This is a genomic window from Spirosoma migulaei (assembly GCF_054776855.1).
This window is the reverse complement of sequence record NZ_BAAHBG010000005.1, coordinates 484,300-504,888: the sequence shown is the minus strand read 5'-3', so window position 1 is coordinate 504,888 and position 20,589 is coordinate 484,300. Positions and strand designations below refer to the sequence as shown.

The 20,589-nt window shown below is 50.3% G+C and carries 11 protein-coding genes; 2 read left to right on the top strand and 9 right to left on the bottom strand.

The window, feature by feature from the left end:
* Window positions 1-5: 5 nt before the first annotated feature.
* Genes cas3 through ACYVGO_RS07615 form a run of 4 tightly spaced genes read right to left on the bottom strand, consistent with a single transcriptional unit; the run spans window position 6 to window position 6,267 of the window.
* Window positions 6-2,465 carry a CRISPR-associated helicase Cas3' gene (cas3, locus tag ACYVGO_RS07630; protein ID WP_460968736.1) on the bottom strand — a complete coding sequence of 820 codons (2,460 nt, stop codon included), beginning with the start codon at window positions 2,463-2,465 and terminating at the stop codon, window positions 6-8.
* Complete coding sequence (gene cas5, locus ACYVGO_RS07625; RefSeq protein ID WP_460968734.1) at window positions 2,462-3,232, bottom strand: CRISPR-associated protein Cas5; 771 nt, start codon at window positions 3,230-3,232, stop codon at window positions 2,462-2,464. The genes cas3 and cas5 overlap by 4 nt, the downstream gene beginning before the upstream one ends.
* An 8-nt stretch (window positions 3,233-3,240) precedes the next feature.
* Window positions 3,241-4,242: a type I-B CRISPR-associated protein Cas7/Csh2 gene (gene cas7b / locus ACYVGO_RS07620; protein ID WP_460968732.1), complete on the bottom strand. Its 1,002-nt coding sequence runs from the start codon at window positions 4,240-4,242 to the stop codon at window positions 3,241-3,243.
* 21 nt (window positions 4,243-4,263) lie between these two features.
* On the bottom strand, window positions 4,264-6,267 hold the full coding sequence (locus tag ACYVGO_RS07615) for a TM1802 family CRISPR-associated protein (protein ID WP_460968730.1): 2,004 nt from the start codon (window positions 6,265-6,267) through the stop codon (window positions 4,264-4,266).
* A 143-nt stretch (window positions 6,268-6,410) separates the two neighbouring features.
* Between ACYVGO_RS07615 and ACYVGO_RS07610 the strand changes: the two genes are divergently transcribed.
* Entirely contained in the window at window positions 6,411-6,863 is a 453-nt protein-coding gene (locus ACYVGO_RS07610; protein ID WP_460968728.1) for a DUF6934 family protein, read from the top strand.
* 10 nt (window positions 6,864-6,873) lie between these two features.
* Window positions 6,874-7,020: a hypothetical protein gene (locus tag ACYVGO_RS07605; protein WP_460968726.1), complete on the top strand. Its 147-nt coding sequence runs from the start codon at window positions 6,874-6,876 to the stop codon at window positions 7,018-7,020.
* A 32-nt stretch (window positions 7,021-7,052) separates the two neighbouring features.
* Here ACYVGO_RS07605 and ACYVGO_RS07600 read toward each other — a convergent pair whose 3' ends face one another.
* From ACYVGO_RS07600 to ACYVGO_RS07580, 5 genes are all read right to left on the bottom strand, one after another.
* The gene (locus ACYVGO_RS07600) at window positions 7,053-7,946 is read right to left on the bottom strand and encodes a helix-turn-helix transcriptional regulator (protein WP_460968724.1); all 894 of its coding nucleotides are present in this window, start codon (window positions 7,944-7,946) and stop codon (window positions 7,053-7,055) included.
* Between the two features lie 189 nt (window positions 7,947-8,135).
* Window positions 8,136-8,591 carry a hypothetical protein gene (locus ACYVGO_RS07595; protein ID WP_460968722.1) on the bottom strand — a complete coding sequence of 152 codons (456 nt, stop codon included), beginning with the start codon at window positions 8,589-8,591 and terminating at the stop codon, window positions 8,136-8,138.
* Window positions 8,588-11,989: a fibronectin type III domain-containing protein gene (locus tag ACYVGO_RS07590; RefSeq protein ID WP_460968720.1), complete on the bottom strand. Its 3,402-nt coding sequence runs from the start codon at window positions 11,987-11,989 to the stop codon at window positions 8,588-8,590. Before ACYVGO_RS07590 ends, ACYVGO_RS07595 begins: the two co-directional genes overlap by 4 nt.
* A 34-nt stretch (window positions 11,990-12,023) precedes the next feature.
* Window positions 12,024-14,183, bottom strand: a complete 2,160-nt coding sequence (locus ACYVGO_RS07585) for a fibronectin type III domain-containing protein (protein WP_460968718.1) — start codon at window positions 14,181-14,183, stop codon at window positions 12,024-12,026.
* Window positions 14,184-14,196: 13 nt separating this feature from the next.
* Window positions 14,197-20,514 carry a hypothetical protein gene (locus tag ACYVGO_RS07580; protein ID WP_460968716.1) on the bottom strand — a complete coding sequence of 2,106 codons (6,318 nt, stop codon included), beginning with the start codon at window positions 20,512-20,514 and terminating at the stop codon, window positions 14,197-14,199.
* Between the last annotated feature and the right edge of the window lie 75 nt (window positions 20,515-20,589).

Genomic DNA, 20,589 nt, shown 5'->3' with positions numbered 1-20,589 from the left:
TGAGGTTAAAAAAAACTGGTTTGACCTGCTGAGTTACCTTCTTTACTCCGATCGAAACCGGTCAATTCATCGTAATAATTCTGAACTTCGGTATGATTGACGATATACAGCCCTTCAACTAACTCATTCAAATTCTTGTCCTGCTGTAGTTCTTTTACTTTAGCTAAATATTTTGGAACGGTTATAATTCGCTGATTAAAAGCTAATTTGTGCTTAGTCTCAAAATCTTCTTTGCTCATTTTTTTATGAATGAGTTTTTGAAACGCTTCTTTAGCCGCAGTCGCTTCGCCGTCTAGTTCAATAAATACGGATACCGCAAAGCCCTTCTGGTCAATTACCTGAAAACTGGATACTGGACATGTTTTCTTATCCTCGTTGTCATAGTTTAGACGTTTCATGCTACTGAAAATATCACGAGCCGTTTTAAACGACTTAACACCATCAGCAGACAGATTATCGTAGTACTCGCCTATAAGTGTCAGATACTTCTCTTCAGGAATTTCACCGTTATTTTCAGCCGCTCCTTTAGTTAATGCCTTACGAGATTGGGTGGCAGTTGTACGATCATAAATCTTTTCGCAGTCGTCAAAATCAACGACATACAAAGGCGAATGCCGACGCTTAATTGAGTTCTCGCGATTGATACGGCCCGCGACCTGTACAATGGAGTCAATAGGCCCAACATCCCGGAAGCCCATATCAAAATCCAGATCAACCCCAGCTTCTACACATTGAGTGGCGATCAAAATTGGTTTGAAACCATACTTTAGATCAAGCTTAACACGCTCAATAACATACAAACGATGAGCCGGAACAATGTTGGTTGATAAGTAGTAGACCTTGTTGTGGTATCCCCGTTCACCAATATACGCCTGGATTTGGGTGTATAAGTCTACTGATCTCTTTACCAGATTGCAGACAATTAAACAGGATTTTTCGGCAGACCAATAAGGCGAAAAATAGTCCTCAACAAATGTTGCTTCGTCTTCAATGGGCTTGTTAATGAGCGGAATAACCTTTGTTCGCTGAAACGCGCTAAATACGGCTTCATGTTCGGTGAGCAATTCCGTTACGTCAAGTAAATCACCTTCTTTCGCAATGATTTCTCGATTAGCCAGCTCAAACGTTTTAGGCTTTGTCGCGGTCATTAGGACTATCCGTGAGTTGAGAAACTTAGCCATATAAAACAGCGCGGCACCAACCAACGGTAGTTGTTCCAGACGGATCGTTTGTACCTCGTCCAGAATGATAATAGCCCCGGCGAAGTGGTGAAACTTTTTCAGGAGTTTGTTCCGGTTGCCAATCAGCGTTTGCAGGAACTGCACGAACGTAGTAATCACAACATCGCTCTGCCAAGTGTCCAAAAGCATCGTTTTCTGATTCCAGCCCTGATTTTCTTCGTCATCGTTTTTCTTCGATAACTGCTCCAGTGCGTCAGCAAACTGGTAATGCGCCAGTACCAACCCCTCCTTTTCTGGAATCACCCGTTTATACTCGACAATAGCCTGTTCGATAATGTTTATAAATGGCAGAGCATAAATAATCTGGGCTTCGTGCTGTTCAACTCCCCGTATTTTTGCCTTAAGCCGTAAAGCAAAATCAAGCGCAACCAACGTCTTTCCGATACCGGTGGGAGCTGTTAGTGTGAATAACCGCTTTTCCAGAATATCTGTCTTCTCCAATTGTTGCATCACTGCGCCACGAACATAATTCCGTAGCTCATTCTGACCAAGTTTTGCCAACTCTTCTGACGTTCGTGCCTGGAACGAAACGGGCGCAATCCGTAGATCAACGAGATTCGGAGATAGCGACTTACGTACATAAAGTGTCGTTTCAGAAGCGTCTAGTTTATCGGACTCGATCAACAGAGAAAACAGGTAGCTTATCAGAAAATAATTCTGAATATCCGGCTTACGCTCCAACTCCCGTATCAATTTAATAAGCGTCTTATCCGGGTACTTTATGTAGCTTTCTAAGTCTGGTTCGCTCAATTCATCTGCAATCTGAGCCAGTGCTGGATAAATCGTTTTCGCCTGCTGCTTAAAGATAGATTCGTCCTTGCTTTCTTCGACAACATAGCCTTTTAACTCATTGATATCGCCAAGACTTTTGTGGTGGTGAATAATCAAATAAGCGGCCCAAAGTGCTATCATATCGAGGCCTTGAGAACGATATTTTTGGTACAGTGCAAAACCGCCAAATTTTGCGTGCTGCTTCAACTCCTGATCAAATGCCCCTGATTTCAGCAGGTAATTCTGAAAGTGAGTTGTGTACTTACCAAGGTCATGATACAAACCAACCAACCGCAGCACATTGGCCAGCGGCAAGTTAGTATGCATCGTTACATGCTTATGAAATGACTGCAAAGCTTTGTCTGTCACCGCCTTTGTGTGATCGACAAGATACTTCGAACCATAAACAGTACCGTCCTCGTGTTGCTTACTGTGTGAATAGAAGGTTGTCATTCCATAAACAGGATATGTTGCGTTTCAGTAGCCTGAGTCAAGATGTAGAATGGCTTATTGAGCCGTACCCGTATACCCGATGCGGTTGTCGAAAACAGCACCCGATCCATACGCCGTAGTTCGCGGTCGAAGTTGCCCACAAAATCGCCGGGCAATAACTCTTCTTCGATTGACTGCAATGTATCTTCGGTTCGCTGTCGATCGAAGTCCAGTTGGTCAACGGCGTCCGAAGGCATGGCCGAATGCATAAGTATCCAATCAGTCGAGCCAGTCAATTGCACATCGGTGATGAGGGTTGTCGATAGTAAAGAAGCCGTAAAATTGGCCGTACCAAAGGTGAGTGCATATTGAAACTGACGCGCTAACACGGCTTGCTTCAACGCCTGAAACGTATCATTTCCCAGTTCATGAGCACTTACATACAACCGATACACAACCATGTCTCGGCTAATGCTTAAGCCACTAACTATTTCAAACGGAGTCTGAATTCGGCCGTTTGATCCATCGAAATCACCTTTACCGACAATTTTGAGGAGGTTAAGCCGGTGAAACGTCTTCTTAATGGGATTCATGACCCGAACCCCAATTCGAATACGCTCCGAAGCCAGTTCCTCGTAATAACTGTCGCGGGGGCGTCCGAGCATACCAGCTAGTATCCCCATCAGCGTAGTGCGGGGTGGTATGCTGAAACTCATGGCGGTATTGTTCGCATAATATTTGCGAAAGTGGGCAAGTTTCCCGCCCACGTCGATCTGCAAGACTTCCATGTGTCTGGTTAGTTTGCAGATAACTCAATACCAGTCGCTGATTTGATATAGGCTGATCTAATTGCCTTGCCCTCACCAGTGTTTTCTTTCAGCAGTGTTTGTAATGCTGACAAGTCAAGCTGTAAATCCTCAAAACGTCGAATTTGCTTCTCTTCAATTGTTCCGGCTGGTACAGCTTTTACGTAGTTACGCAGGTCACCAAAGTTGCCATTGAAAAATCCGTCGTTATACGTGATTTCGACGTAGAGTTTAGGGTATTGATTCAGCTTCGACCGGGTTGGCATAGCTGGCACACTCTGCCACATAGCATCCCTGAACGTAACGATGTCGGCGTCAGTCAGACCCGTACTTTGAGCAGCAAATTTGTTTATGGTGCCATTGAACGCCAGTAAACTGTAATGCACCCGGTAGTCTTTCCCAAAGGTGCTGCTATCATCGTTCATCGTTGTAACAATCGAATTCGATTCCATCAATTGTACTTTGTGCAGCGAATAGCCCCAGTTTATTTGAACCGGGCCTGTGTAGGCGCGGGTGAATCCTTCAACGGCGAAGGCACTACCAAACAGCCGAATATCGACAAACTTCTGCTTGACCATTTGCGCCAGTAAATAGACGCTTAACGACCGATTCTCTTTGGCCTGTAACTTCTTGAAAATTTTCTCAGGTGTTTTTTCCGCTTCGATGACCTTGGCAAGTGCATCGCCCATTTGGGTATTTTCGGCAAACAGTTCACCAATTGTTTCGTCATTTGCTAAGGCCCGTTTTACAACAGCCTCCAATTTCTGCTCGGGATTTACTTTACGTCCATCCTCCATATCGACAAAAATTTCGGTGCCGGTCATTTTCAGGTAGTCGCGAATGTAGCGTTTCAGGCGGGTATCGGTGACCAGATTAGTATCGGTATCATAGTCCATACGGGGCTTATTTTCCTGATCGGGATCACCGTTAGGGTTGCACTGTGTTGCATCGTACAGAAACAGGAAATCAGCATTATTTGTAATCGTTGCCATTGGGTTGTGGGGTGGTTTAGGTTATTCGTTGTCAGTAGATTTTTTCTTGATACCTGCGAAAAAGGAATATCCAGATAAGATAAAAAACAGAGCTTCGTCAGGCTTCATCGTCCAATTTTCATGATTGAACAGCATCATAAAACGACTCAATGTACTTTCTGTATATCGGTGGATGCTATACTGCTGAGTTTTCTCGACCAGATCGCGGTGCAACCGGCGAATGTCGTCCCTGTCCATGCCGTTATAATTCAGCTTTTTAAGCACTGGCTTCGTCTTGTGTTCTTTCTTGTACTGCGTTTGTGCTACCGTATTCAGTACCCGGCCCAGATAGAAAAGCGCTTTGTGTTCCGGCTTGTAATTCATGCATACGAAAAATTCTTCTACTTTCTGCTGGTACTCTGGCAACGCTTGCTCTTCTGGCGCGGCATCAAGGGTAATTTCGTCAAGGTCATCGGGTTGGTTTTCTTCCATTGGGGTAATAAGGTTAAACTGTTTAAGAATCTGGATGAAGGCGAGGTACTGAAATACCGCGTTGCGCACAGCGAAGTCGAACTCGGTATTTTCGCGAATGTTGGTGTAGCCAGCGTATCGACCGTAATAGTGGCAGAGGATTAATTCGTTGAAGTAGCCGAACAACTTCTCGCGTTCAACAGGTCGTTTCTCAAGTACCTGCTTAAAGAGATTAAGGGCTTCGTTTTTCTTTTCCTTATCCTTTCGAACTGGAATCAGGGTATAAACGGTGAACAGATTGAAGTCCAGAAGAATCTGTTCTTTCCCCATGCTCATAATACTCATCCAGTTGACGCCCGGCATTGCTTTCCATTCATTGTTGAGCTTGCGGAAAGCCGTAATCAACTGCTCAAAGTGCGTCCGGCTAACGTCTTTTATGACGTTAATGGTTTTGAAAAAATTACCGTCTGACTCAAACCCTAGAAAGGTTATCCAGTAGGGATTAGTCGTTTCCACATCCATATCCCCGACTATTTCCTGATACGTGCTAAACTGAAATAGAAGATCGGATTTACGGCTTAGGCTACGGAGTGTTGTTTCTATATCGGCTTCATCCCGACTCAAAAGTTGGGGAATTATGCAGTGGTCAACCCCTGCAATTCGAGTTTTATAGTTTTCAAGCAAGTATTTGGAGCCCCGCTCTAAATACAGTTGCGTCTGTTTATCAATTTGATAATTCTTCTGGAATGCCCCGTTTTCCCAACCACTTGCGTAATTGACAGTCGTTGTAACAAACATTTTATTCAGGCTGTACCGGGCTGAAATGTCTAATTCGCCGACATCCATTGATCGTTTGCCAGTGGCATAGCAAAGCTTTTCAACAGTCTCGCCCTCAGGCACAATTGAGTCTTCACCAATAAACTTGCGTTTCAAAAAAGTCTGGTAGCCGTCAATCTCACGGAATAACGTTGGCTTCGTAAACCCCTTTTCAGACCAGATAACTTGCACCACAACTAATACAATCCGCTCTGATGGACGCAGTGAAACCGCTTTTAAAAATTGCCTGTCATGTTCAGGAAGTTCTGCCTTTTCAGTATCGGTGAGCTTAGTGTTTTCCAGTAAAGCAAAACGACGTTCAAACTCGCTTCGTAGTTTGAAGATTTCAGTAAGTGTTTCGTAGAACGGTGTTGTTTGTAAATCAGCAAAGCCCGTTTCAATGGCATCTGCAAACTGTCCCCGATCCGGTTCTACTCCTTTTTTATCGACAATACCAAAGAACGCTTTACGTAATTGTTCCAGCTTTTTCCATTCGACACAGGTATAAACAGCCTTGTTGTTGCCACCCTGAATTTTGACATTGAAATACCGGCCCGGCGATTCGTCCGGGTCGTATTCGTATAGATTCCCAAAATCGACTCGCTTTTCGTCAAGGTCGAAAATCAATGGTATAACGTAGTTCGCGATGGGGTCACCTTTCTTGGTTTCCGTCTCAATCTTTGGTGCATCTAGTATATCGTCCCAGTCTCCCCGCCCCTGGCTGAGTTGCTGACCTATTCTTATTTGGGTTTGGAGCATATCCTTATTGTTTTCTTGTCAGCAAATCAAATTCATTAAAGTGACACAGCCTGTCCCAAAACCAGTTTGGTCAATAGTTGTAACTTTGTTCAGACTATCGCTACCTTCCAGCAAAGGCACCCACCCTTTGTTGCCGTTAATTTATGAATCAGCCTTTCTACGAATTCACCACATCCACTGAAGCCCAACGGTTCGAATTTACCAGCATTGGCAAGCAGACTATCCATAAAGTGGTTGTCGTCAACACAACGGAATTACCCGGCATTTACTCACTTACATTGGCTAATCTACTGCCCGATGGCTCTTTAGACGATATGACTGTCAATGACAATGGAGACATGGAGCGAATTCTGGCAACTGTATTTCAATGCATACAGGCTTTTTTAGACTCCCATCCAAAGGCACTTGTCGCTTTTTCAGGCAGTAATACGGCCCGGACTCGATTGTACCGGATCGCAATAGCCCGCGAACTACAGGAAGCCAGGCAACGTTTTAACATTTGGGGGCTTACCCAGATGGCAGTCGAATCCTTTGAGCCTGATAAACCCTACGAGGGCTTTCTGATCTCGTTGAAAAATGTTAATATTGATTTGTAATCGCATCATCATGGCAACCAATAGTATTGTTAAGGAAAAAACTGCTCCGAAAAAATCGGGTCGGTATGCTACGGCAGATGAAGCCGTTAGGGCTAAAAATGCCCCACTCATTGCGCTACTCAAAAAGCTGAACATAAAAGTCGTTCCTGCATCCTAGCATCCAAATCTTCCTCCTGACAGACTGATCTGTCACCAGGGAAACTCCCCCACCCTACCCCGTAAATATTCCCGAAACGCGTCGGGCTCATTAATCTGCACTTGCCCCGGTATTCCCAACACAAACCGGCCAATGCCTACCCAGCTACGTACTATGCCTTCGTAGGTATAAGGAAAATCGGTATCGTTGGGATTGGGCATGATGTCAGAGCGCGTTAGTGGGTATGCTTCCGTTAATAAGTGATAGGCCTGATAGGTAAGTCGTAATGAGACTTTCTTTTGGTCGCCCGGCCAGTCGAACGGGTCGGTGGGGACTTCAGTGGGTGGCTTTGTCTGGGCGGTTTCCAGGACAACAACGTCTTCAATGCGCTGCGTTTTGAACGTTTTTACCGTATCAGATTCGGGTTCAAAGGCCGTTAGCTGGGTGAAATTCTCGGAGAAACTATAGGGCTCTACCAGCCGGTCGCTGATGGAGTTGCTGTTGATGGAATGATAGCACAGTAACCACACCTGCCGCCGGTCGCGGATGGCGTCGGATAAGCGAGAAACGACCCGGCCCTGATGCTGGTCGACTAAGGTGTTGGCCAGGGGTAACAGGGTGGAGTGGTTGTAAATTTTCTGGCGGAGTGGGGCCAGCAACGGATTTGTATCCGAGATCGTCGCCAGGGCCTCCTGGAGCAGTTGCGCTTCCTCTTCGGTGAAGTTGGCCTGTTGACGACTCTCGTCCTCAAAAATGTAAAAACGGGGTGGTCGTTTGCCCGTGCTATCAATACAATAACTCGCTTCTTCCAGCGCATCCATGTAGCGCCGGGCATGGCGCGGGGTGCATTCCAGAATTTGCGCCAACTGGGCGAGGGTTTTACCAGGCCGCTGTTTCAGCAGCCGAATTAACTTGAGCGTACGCGCTAAATTCTGCTGAGCAGCCATGTAGAAGTAAGTCAGTCACGTGTGGATAGATCGCAAAACAGCATAAGCGGTTGCACTACCTAAGCTACTCTATGGCTGGTACTTAAAACGTAGAAACATGACCGTAAAATGCGTAGGCGGTTTTGGTGTGACATATGCCATATCTTTGGAGATATGGCATATGTCACACCAAAACCGCGTTCCATCATCCTATTCCGGTATCAACGCATACTGATCAATTGTGTTTCCCGTTTTCCGGCTTTCGGCGGTGCGTTCGAGTTGTAGGGATGCACCGTCGGGTTCCGACAAAATGTAATACTCAACGCGCCCGCCGGTATTCGTGGGTTTTGGATTCAGATTATCTAAAATCAACCGTTTGTTATCCGTCGAGACGGTCCAGGTACCCACCGTCAATCGCCCATCAACATCCTTCAAGCGCACGGTATCCGGCTTACTTAAGTCAAGTCGAAAATTCGTGTAGCCCGGCTTGATGTTGTTAGCAGCGCCCAGCGTAAACACCAGCAAATCAGCTTCTTTCACGGTGTTGGCTTTCCAGACTTTATTGATCAGCGACGTAATCGGGGTAATGACTTTAGGCTGACAGCCTGCCAGATTGACCAGCAGGAGTCCAGTCAGCAGGCGGAATAGAAGGGGTTGCTTGTTCATGGCAGCAGAATACGTTTGGCAAGTTTGCGCCCATCGGCAACAATCGTAATAATATAAAGCCCGGTAGGCAGTGAATCCAGATTATAATCCCAGCGATCGGCCGGTCGCACTTTCCGGTTATCCGTCAGTACGATTTGCCCATCGGCCGTTTGTAGATGAAGCGTAGTTTGGGCTGTTGTGAACCAGTTCGTAATCACATGCAGCGAACGCTGACTCACAAAAAGGGTGGTGTGGGTTTCCAGCTCATCTTCAACCGCAATGATCACCTCCTCTACGCGTGCGGTAGCCACGTTCGAATAGGCCGATGAGCCAGCCGCATTGACGGCTTTGATCCGGTAATAGTAGGTCGTGAATTCCTGCAAACCCATATCTATATACGTCGCCTGCGAAGCAGGTTGTTGCTTGATTTCGGTAAAAGGGCCATTGGGGTTTATCGCTCGTTCAATAACGACCGTAACGGCTGTTGCACCCAACGCAGCCCAGGTCAGTTTGATCTGGTCATAATCGAATACCTGAGCGACCAAATTCGTTGGCGTAGCGGGTGGTGCCAGGGGCGTAGTGGCACAGGCAGGGTCGGTATAAGCCGACGGGCCCGCTGCGTTTTTTGCCCGAATCCGATAGCAATAGGCAGTGTTGTCGGTCAGGTTCCTGTCTTCATAGGTGGTGGCATTGGCGGGCGCATCGCCAACTTTGGTAAAGGTGCCCGTTGCGCTGATACTTCGTTCAATCTCAAAGCCACTTTCATTGGTCGATAGGTCAGCCCAGGTCAGGTTGATCAGACTCGTCGATACAGCCGTAGCCGTCAGGCGGGCGGGAGCTGCGGGAGGAACATCGGGGGTAGTCGCACAGGCCACAGGCGAGTAAGCCGACGACCCTATTGAATTTTTGGCCAGTACCCGATAACAATAAGGTGTAGCCGATTTCAGTCCTTTATCATCGAAGGTGGTCACGTTGGCCCCAACCTCACCAATCTTCGTGAAGGTGCCGGTCTGGCTATCGCTCCGTTCGATCTCAAAGCCCGTTTCATTCGCCGATCCATCGACCCAAACCAGCGTAATTTGGGTGGCCAATGTTGGGGTAGCCACCAGATTGGTCGGCGCTGATGGTGGAACATCGGGGGTAGTTGCATCGACGGTATTCGAATAGCCCGACGGCCCGGCGGCATTGACAGCCTGAATTCGATAATAGTATTTCGTGTTGGGCGAAAGGCCCGTATGCTGGAACGTTGTCGCATTAGCTGGCGCATCACCTACTTTCGTCCACGTTACCCCATCAGGGCTTTGCTCGATGGCAAAACTGGCTTCGTTCGATGATAAATCGGCCCAGGCCAGATTGATCTGCGTTGCCGAAATGACCGTAGCCGTCAATCGGGCGGGGGTAGCGGGGGGTACGTCGGGGGTTATGGCATCGGCCACATTGCTGTTTACGCCTGTTCCGCTGCCGTTGGTGGCCCGGATGCGGTAATAGTAACGAACGTTCGGCGTCAGGCCGGTGTCGGTGTAGCTGGTCGTATTCCCCGCTACGCTCTGAATCTGACTCCAGTTGTCATTCCCATTCGGGCTGCGCTCAATTACAATGTTATCGGCATTGGCTACAGCCGTCCAGGTCAGCGCAATCTGTGTCGTTGACGTTGCTTTGGCAGCCAGATTCTGCGGGGCAGCCGGTGGCCCAACGGGCGTAGTGGTATCGACCACATTGCTCACATCCGACGGACCAGCCCCATTCACCGCCCGAACCCGGTAGTAGTAATGGGTTTGCGTCTGCACGGTTGGATCGGTATAAGTTGTACTGTTGGCCCCGGCATCCCCAACGTTAGTCCAGCTAGTCCCATCAGGCGACCGTTCAATCTGGAATCCGGTTTCGTTGCCCGATAGATCGGCCCATTGTAAGCTGACCTGATTATACGTCGTTGCTGTAATTGTCAGGCGGGCGGGGGCTGCCGGGGGCGTGTCGGGCGTAAGGGCATCGGCCACGTTGCTGTAAGGCCCTGTATTCCCGCCAATTACAGCCCGGAGCCGATAGTAATAGCGGGTATTGGGTGTTAGACTTCCATCACTATAACTGGTCGCATTGCCAGCGGGGTCAGCCACTTTCGTCCAGCTATCGTTCCCATTGGGACTGCGTTCAAGCTGGTAACTGGCCGCTCCTGCTACGCCCGTCCAGGTTAGATTAATTTGCGTCGTTGAAGTTGCCGTAGCAGCTAAATTTGTTGGAGCGCCTACGGGAGGTGCCTGGGTAGTCGCGCATTGACTATCTGAGTATCCGCTGGCACCAGCGCTATTCACGGCACGAATCCGGTAACAATATTGGGTGCTTGCCGACAGATTCTGGTCGCTGAAGGTCGTCGTGTTTGCACCCACATCCGCAATTTTAGAAAAGGGAGCGGTTGCGCTGCTGGCCCGCTCAATCTGAAAGTTCGATTCATTATCCGACAAATCGGCCCATTGCAGATTGATCTGGCTGCTCGATACGGCACTTGCCGTCAGGCGGGCAGGTGCACTGGGCACACTTTGCTGCGTAGTTGCACAGGCGATGCTGGAGTAATCGTGCCCATCTTCGGCTATCCGGTAACAGTATTCTGTATTCGAATTTAGGCCGTTATCGGTGTACTCACCGCCATCGGCCAGTGTCGAAGCGATCCGGCTCCAGCTACCCGTTTGGCCCGTTCTGCGTTCAATGCCAATGCCTGTTTCTTTACCGAACCGATCCCAGGTTAGTTTGATAGAACTACTACTGAGGGCCTGAGCCGCAACGTTTTTTACGTTCGTAGCCGTTAGCGGTGGTGTAGCGCACGACACAGCCGAATAGTCGGATGAGCCTCCGCTAGCACGTGCCCGCACCCGATAGCAATATTGGTTACCACCGGTTACGCTATTATCCGTAAAGGTTGGCGTCCGGCTATAGGCAACGATTTGCAGGAGCGTAAACGCGCCCCCGGCATTCGATCCTCGCTCAACCTGATAATCGGTAGCCGTTCCCCCAGCGCCATTATTCCAGGTTAGTTTGATACTATTGCTACTCTGCACGGCGGTAACCAGTCCGGTTGGCGCGCCCGGTGGTTCGGGGGGAGTCGTGATGGAAAATTCATTCGAATAGCCAGAGGCACCCGTTGCGAAAACAGCTCGTACCCGATAGGTCCCTCCCCCCGTCGTATTGTCAGTGTAGGTTGTCGCATTAGCTGCGACTTCGCCAATTTTAGTGAACGTGGCGAAGTTGTTCCGCTCGATCTCGAACTTGGTTTCGTTCGTTGAATTGTCTTTCCAGGTGAGCACAACCCGGTTATAGGCAGGTGCCGTGCCCGACAGATTCGTGGGTGCGTTTGACTGAGCAACTACGGGGTTTCGGTTTATGCCGAACCAAAATCCAGTAATCAACAAGAGAATTATAGCTTTTTGCATGATTCGTTGTCAGGTTTCGACAAATTGGAACGCTTCATTTCTGATAGTCAACAGTTATCTCGCTACTCAGTATCGATTGCCGGTCGTCGGAAACCAGCCGAACCGCATAGGTGTAGCGCCCGCTCTGGCTTAACTTTTCGTCATTGAGTGAGCTGTCAAACGTGGATTTGTATAGACTCAATCCTTCGTTATTGACAGTTCGGTACACCACAAAATGGTATTTCCCCGCTGGTGGCCGCGCAGCCCAGTCTACCCGAATCGCTTTGCGTTGCGGGTCATAAACCGCCCGCAGACCCGTAGGTGCGGGCAACGCCAATTGCTTGAGATTGACGTAGGTAATGGGCACAATAAACGACCGCGCCGACTGCCGTCCACCCGCATCACGAGCCAGTACCGAATACTCATACTGACTCTGATGCACCGCCGAACTATCCACGACCAGCACATCCATCTGGGGCGCGCCCGTTAGTTTCCGAACAAGCTGCCAGGGTCGATCCGGCTGCCGACGGTAGATGGCGTGTTCAACCACATCGCTGCTGAGACTCGGTACAATATCCAGCCGAACGCCCTGATCGGTTACGCTAATGGCTTTGATAATGGGAGTAGCGGGCGGAATTTTATCGGGAATGGCTACCTCGATAGGCTCCGAAAAGTCGGAGTAGTTATTGGTCAGATCAATCGCCACCAGTTTGTAGTACGCCTGGCGTGTCAGGCTGCGCGTTGGTAGCGTGTCGGTGTACATCGTATCGGTGAGGATCAGTGGCGTTCGCTGCTGATAAAATTTATCGTCGCGCTGATACGCCCGATACACTTTGTAGCCAATGACATCGGCTTCCGTCGGGCCAGGCCAGCGAAGCGTTGCCACGCCGTTGGTATCTACACTAATCCGTAATCCACGTGGTGGAGCGGGGGGCGTTTTATCAGCAATTGTTGCCGCAATCGGTAGGGAGTAGGCCAGATTTCCGGCCGTATCGACGGCAGCGACCACATAATATCGCCCGTAATAGGCAAGGGGTTTTTCATCGGTGAAGGTGCGGGCCGTTACGGGCAGCACCGTTTGCGTTAGTGGCTGGTATGAACCGTTGATATCGGCAGCCCGTGCCACCACGAAGCCTTTCAGATCGGGCGAGGGTTTGGGCATTTCCCAGTTCAGCACAATGCGCCGGTTATCTACGATTTGTTTCGTCAATTGCGCCGGAGCAAGGGGCGGGGTCAGATCGCGACCGCTCCCCACGAGCGGCTTGGAAGCCGGACTGAGGTCAGCGAAACTGCTAACACCAATGATCCGGTAATAGAATTTCCGGTAGTTCACCTTGATGGAGTCGGTGTACTCGACCTGACCACTCGTTAGTTGCTGGCGGTTGGTTGGCTTTAGGGTATCGGGGCGACTCTGCACATACGGCACAGCATTGAGCCGCTTGTAGGTTTTACCATCCTCGCTGCGTTCGATATAATAACCCGAGTAAGCGCCCCCATTGGCGTATTTGTACCACCGCAGTTTCAGCACGCCATCACCCGATTCAACGGTCGCTACTTTCGGAGCCGCCAGCGTATCAATGCGCCAGGGCGTAACCGATACCGTTACGGTGTCGGTCAGATCGTTGGGGCGGGGTTTGGGGCCGTTGTTGATCCACAGCCGATACACACAACGAACGGCCTGTTTATCGAATGTTCGGTCTACGAAGCGTAAGGCCAGCGCACTGGCAGCCCCCGCCGAAAAATCCGCGGCCACAGCTGCCATGAGTAATTTTCCCTGCTGCTCCTGATAGGCCTTATAAAAACCAACAGCTTCGTCTTTGGCGGTTTCGGTGTAGGTTTTCCCGTACAGCAATTGGGCAGCAACGGCCGCATAGCGGTCATCGCGACGAAGCCGTTTTTTCATTGAATCGAGCGGCCAGGGCTTCAGTGGCGTTACGGTAAGCAGCTTATGAACGGGCTTAGCCTGGCCGGGTATGTACTGAATGCGATCCAGCATATAACCCCGCTGATTCGCGATTAGCCAGTAAGCGCCCTGATCGACACCCCAGCGAAGCACGATCGAATCGCCATAACTGCGGGCTTTCAGGGCCAGCGTAGCCAGTTTAGGTTTAGGCTGCGCGGCCTTTTTCGATTGTGCGCTGACAGAGGCCATTCCCAACCAGACTGAATTCACGATCAGGAAACTGGCGATAGAGTACCGACAAAATAGGTTCATGGACGAGACGTACTTACAAGTTTTTAGGAACCGAATTTTTCAGAACTGATTCCAGCGACTGAACTGATTTTCCGGGCTGGATGGCCCCCTGTACAGGTTTCGTTTTAGGCGTATCAGCCGTGTTCACATCCCCAATATGGAACGCCTGGGTATAGGTGCCGGGCGTGAACAGACTTTCGCCCTGGATGCGGTAGGTAAACTCCACATTGAACGGATCAACCGCCTTACGTACAGGTACCTGGTCATAATCCCACTGAGTTTTATCGAAAAAGGGCTTCAGGGCATTCTGCTGGGCTATACTTCCGGGAAAACTACATAAGTCCACTGCGCTCTTCAGCGACAGGAAGGGCGTCTGGGCTGTCACGTTCTGCCAGTAGTCGTAGCAATCAGGATAGGGAGCTGGCTTGGTACTATATTCCTTGGCATAAGCCTCCACCGTCGTATTGCCGGGGATCTTGCCCTTCTGTTTGAGATACTTCGCGTACTTCATGGCAGCCTCGGAATTGGCCACCCGCATCTGCCAGAATAAATTGACCATAGCGCCAAGGTCATTCTGCATGATCTGATCGCGGTAGTAGGTCAGGGCAAATTTTTCGGATGGACCACTATGGAGCACTGCCCTGTCGTTCGGCCCCAGGTAAATCGGTGCCCCTTCATTCGTGGTGTATGTGTCCCGAAAAAACGACCAGAGCACATCCGTCTGCTGGATGGTGGCGGGTGTATAATGGCTAGTTGTGACGGGATTGCTGGGTGAGTTTACCACGCCACCGCCATCCGACGTCGACTGCTGCGTCCAGGTGTTGTAATTCGTGGTTGTTTCTGTTTTATCGTTGATCGACAGCGTCTGCATCACATCGTACAGATTCTTCTGCATCGTCTGCTCAAAGGGCGTATCCACTTTAGGAGCCCGTTCGCTCAACATGGGCTCGATCTGTGCATTTGGATAGATCGAGCCACCAACCAACTCAAACGAATCGAAGCCTTCATAGCCATCGGTAACCGTTGGGTTGAGCTGTAGCTGGTAAGCCACATTATAATCACTGGCTCGCAGTCGCAGTCCTTTCAGTTTTTCGGCAATGGTATTGTAGCGACTGGTGATGAATACAAAGCCCAATAGCTTCTGCCCTTCTGTACTGATGGCCGCTACGTTTTGTAAGGCACTGGTGTTTACGCTCGTGCGCTGGTATTGCACGCCACCGTTTTTCGAGAGGCTGGCGTAGGACACCTGCGTGAGTGAACCATTGGCACCGCTGCCCGTTGTTTTGGTTCGTTTACGCAGGGTCATAAAATAGGCCTGTGCGTTTTTCAGCGTGCTGGGTATATCGAACGTAATCAGGCCGTTACCGTTGTAGCTGATGGGCTGCTCGACCGATTTACCCATACCCTGAACGAAATCGAACTCCTGAAAAACCATAACGTACTGAAACGCTGGATTCTGGGTATCTTTCAGTATGTCCAGTCCACCGTAATTGCCCCGGATGAACCCTTTTTTAAGCTGGTTTTTCAGGAAATATACCTGCTTATCAATGGGCCAGGTCATTTGCAGATCTTTGGCCGGAATTTCGTTTGGCTGCTGACCCAGGGTAAACGTTAGGGTACTGTCCTGCGTGCGCGGCACCCGCGCCTGAAGCTTGTCGATGTAGGGGTCGAGAAGCTTGTAGTTAACCTGCTCTTTAACCACTACGGTTTGAGTGAACGCGCAGGTAGCCAGCGAAGGCAGATAATCCGTTGCTTGAATCGTGTATGATTTTTTGTCGGCCGACCAATTTTGAGCGCTCAGTTTTGTTACCGGCACATTCTTTTTCTGGGCCGTCGAATACGTCAGTACGGGTGCCTGCGGCTGGAAGATATAAATCCGTGGCGTACCACCGGGCGAACTGTCGCCGTTGGGGATATGGATGACAAACGGCTTGTTCATGGGCATGTTGAAGGCAACGGCCAGTGTGGGGCGGCAGTCAACGTCTTTAGCGCCATTGCCCGGCTGCATGTCAGAAATCACTTTGATATCGCTCAGCGGATCGCCGGAATAGACCGGCTGACATTTATCGCCAAACTGGAAATGTGCGTCGGTATCCACGGAGATTAACCCATCCAGTACTTCGCCCGATACGGCCACGTCGCCTTCGGCCCAGCTCGGACTGGGGAAACCACCCGCCAGTTGGGCACCGGCCTGGAGCTTCATTAGCTCCACGGCTCCCTCAAAAAACCAGACATCGACAAACAGATCAATAGCGCCCATGAAGTAGGCATACACCTGCCCCGTGCCGTACCAGCCCATGATCCCTGCGGGTTTATTTCCCTCCTTACAGGTCTGGTCTTTAAACAGGGCCGCATCGAAACCAACAATTCCTTTGGCCTTCAACCGGAAGGGCATGCACTGCACGGTCAGATTTCCATCGAGTGCGCCCCCCAGCATGAGCGCGAAATCGCCCCCGGTGGGTACCTTCGACCCGCTAACCTCGTATTTTTTGTTTTGCTGCTCCATGTTCGCTACGGCCTGCTGGTTGCCCTGGGCTGGGTCACCCTTGTCGGGATGACTGGCGAAGAAATTCGATACATCAGTAGGTAGAGCGGGCAGAGTATGCATATCGTTTCCGACAGCCGCATAACCCGTCAGCGTCAGGTTGACCTTCACGACACTTTCATTGATATTGAGCAGCGTGGCTTTTATCCGTTTGCCATCACTGCCATCAAAAGCCCCGTATGGATCGCCAAGTTTTACGTGCCAGGTACTGCTCGAGAAGTGCATACCAACCGGAATGCTGATCGATGAGCTTAAAAAGCTTCCGTTTACACTGGCCGTCACATCGAACGCATCACCTGCCGGAGCCACGCCCTTCGACCAGGCAATGGTTACGTTCGAATTGACGACGCCGTCCTGTTTGGTCGGTAATCCGGTGGGGCTCAGCACAACACCCAGGCCAGTCATGCCCATATAGGTCATGCCCCCGTTTTCGAACGTAGCCGACAGTTCGACCGACGAGTTGAACACATGAGTATCCACCAATCCGGCAAATACACGCGCTTTGATGCCCCAGCCACCCTGCTTAGGCGTGTATACCACTCCCGATGGCGTGGCGCCAATGTTTTTCATATCGGCCTCACCGGTTTTGGCCCCTTCGGACGGTCCATTCGCGGGAAGTTTATCGATAGCCAGGTTATATAAAACGCCACCGCCCAAACCGGTCAGCATCAGCGGTCCCACCATGGGTATGCCAGGCGAAAAACGGGCGTTGGCATCCAGGTAGAAATAATGGTAGGTGCTGGTTTTCCCGAACAGCACCACAACGTCGATCCCCGATCCGATCGACGGAATGTTCACGGACGCATTGCCTTTAAACCCACTGCCGAATTTGGTATCCTTGTTGAAGAAATTAACGGAACCATCTACCGAAACTGGCCCCAACTCGCCCTTGAGCGTGATTCTCCGGATAAATACGCCATTAAACGATGGGGTGAAACGCCCCCCGGCCCCTTTACTAATAGTGCCCAGTACATCGAACGTACCTTTCCCATCCACCAGCGTTTTGTCTTCGCCCCCTAGTTTTATACCAATGGCGAGCTGAACCCCGGCCCCATCGGGTGTATTGACCATTTTGGGCGTATCGAAATAAATGGGAAAGCCAGCCGCCGAGCCATTGGGCGTGTCGGCCATCGGTTCGTAGAACTCCAGTTCCTCGTCGAGGCTATAGGGCCCGTGTCCCTGTCCGCCTTTCGAAGGTCCGGATGGGGATGATTTGGCAATATCGTTCGTCAGACTCCAGTCGCCGGTATTGAGGTATATACCCACTCCGCCAATTTCAGTACCCCCAAATTTGACATCGTTGGCTACGCTAAACTTCTCGAAATACAGTTTCGGCAATGTCGCATCTACGGCACTTTTCACCCCGCCTTTCAAAAAGGAGGTGTTAATTTCGGCGTGGCCACTCAGGCTGACATTCAGTATCGTTTTCTGGTTGGCTTTATAGGTCACCGTAATGGCCGTGTTTTGATTCAGGGTCAGGTTGGCGGCAAACAGCGGCACATGAAAATCGCCCGGCATGGGCAGGGCCGTAAACTGCAACTCATCGAACACGCCCTGCATGGTGCAGGTATAGGTCAGCGGATCACTACTGATTGGGCATTGAAGCTTACCCCCAAAGCCACCCCGAATGTATTTGCTGGCAACCAGCAGCACATCCATATCCTCGATCGAGAAGCCGAAACCGCCTAAGGAGCCTTTTGTATAGTCTAAAATCGGTTTGTTTACCGGGGTAATAAAGCCTGTAAACCCGCTTCCATCAACGATGCCGTTACTAACGGAAACCCCTATACGCGGATCATTTTTAAGCGAAGGTGGCAACTCAACATTGAGTTTTTTGAAAAAGATACCGTGCCAGGTTGGCCCTTTCTCGCCAGGGTATTCGTTGGGTACAGAAAACCCATCGGGATTCGTTTTATCAGAGTGGTCATACGCGACATCGACGCCCGTAAATGTCACGCCAGTGGCACCCGGCACCTGAAACGCCGGTAATGAGACAGTGGCAACCCAGTCGGCCCATTTCTCAAAGTCGGCGGTGAGTGTCGCTTTTACATCGCCAGCTTTAGTGCCGCCCTTTCCGTCGTCCAGTTTCAGGAGTTTACTACCGAGGTTCAGTTCCATCACGGCATGAACTTTCTCGAAGTCGCCCTTTACAATGTTGGCGTAGGTTCCGGTCGGCGAACTGCTGCTGGGGTCACTTTGTTTGAAGACAAATGTTTGCCCAACCAGCGGCAACTGGTAGTCTTTAATGAGATAGAGCGTGCCGGTATCGGGCAGTTTTTTCTGCGGGCTGGTGCATACATTCACCGCGGCCAAAAACAGATTTTTGCCAGCCGCTTCGGGTAGCGCGACACCCAGCACCATATCCATTTCGGCCCCAACCGGACTGAAGTTCATTTGGCTGATACCAATTGTGCCAAGCTTACCCTCGTACTTGAGCGGTAAGGGTACGGTAGCAGTTTGCTTAGCGAAATCGGTAATCGAGGTCGTAATCTTATCGAGGTAGTTATCCGGTAAGCTGCCATCCAGGGTAATGTTAGGCAGGCTGGGTTGGCTGTTACTAGAGCTAACAACACCATCGAACACCTGATTCTGGCCGTTGACTTTAAGTCCGGTGAAGCTTACTTTAATCGGTATCCCGTTCCAGGAAACACGCCCATCGCCGTCATAGCCTCCATTGGTGGACGTAGCGGTAGCAATCGTTAAGTCGAACTCCCCAAGTTTAACGGTTTTGTCCTTTAAAACTCCAGTCAGTGGATTCGCGTCACTCGGTAAATCGACCGCATGACAGACTATTTTGGCTTTCGCAGCTTTTAGTGGTTTCGGCGCGACAGCAATCGGTTTAGCCGAATCGGCCGGGATATTGGCAACTTGATTCCCTAAACCTGGGATCGGTAAAATTTTGGTAGGCGTCTGCACCAGTTCCAGCCCTGGCTTTACCAACTCTTTCGGAACAATCCCATACGTAAAGGAGCAAACCGGACTTTTGCCGTCGTTCAGAAAATTGAGTTTCCCCGATCGGTCAACGGCCTGCACGCGCCAGGCATAGCGCCTGCCCACCTGCAAAGGCGGCTGCGTAGGGCCGTATAAAAATGTACTGGTCCGCAAATTTCGAACCTCGACTCCCGATTTGGGCAACGCTACCGCATCGATAAATACGTTTGGATCAACATCCACCTGCGGCAATTCAACAACCCGAAGCGTGTAATCTACCTGTGCGGGCGATACACCAGCGGGGGGTGTCCAGGTAAACACGAGGGCCTGGGGCGTTGTCGCCGTTATGTCGGCATCACACAGGGGCGCAATCAGAATAGGAGGCTCAACCGCCCGAACGACAATAGGGGCCGAACAGCCCAGCGGAAATTCGGGGGAAAGCGGTTGCCCAAAGGCTACGGCTACCGTATTGGTTGGTGTTTCGTTGTAGGCCCGTACGCAGAGTTGATAGGTTCCATCGGGCAACGGAAACCCTCGGGATAGCAGATTCTTGTCGATACCCGTTACCTCGATCTGATTCAGGTCAAAGAGCCCTTCGAGATCGTTTCGGCTCAGTAAGGTCTGGCCCGGTGGAACGGTGAGCGGACGGGGCGGACGATAGTTGGGTGAGGTCCGAATTTCGATACCGTTATCGCCCGTTAACTGGCCTGACAAACGAACCTGATAAGACTGGCGACCCGTGTTGATGATAAAGACCCGCACCTGCTGCCCTGCTCCGGGATAATCCTGCAAATAAGCGCTGTAGGGCGGCATCACGCTCACCTGAATTTGCAGTGGAAATACCTGCGCGTGAGCGAAGTGAACAAAAAGAAACATAAACACAGAGAAAATAGAGAATACACGGAGGACACAGAGAACCTTCGTGTCCTCTGTGAAAACCTCCGTTTCCTC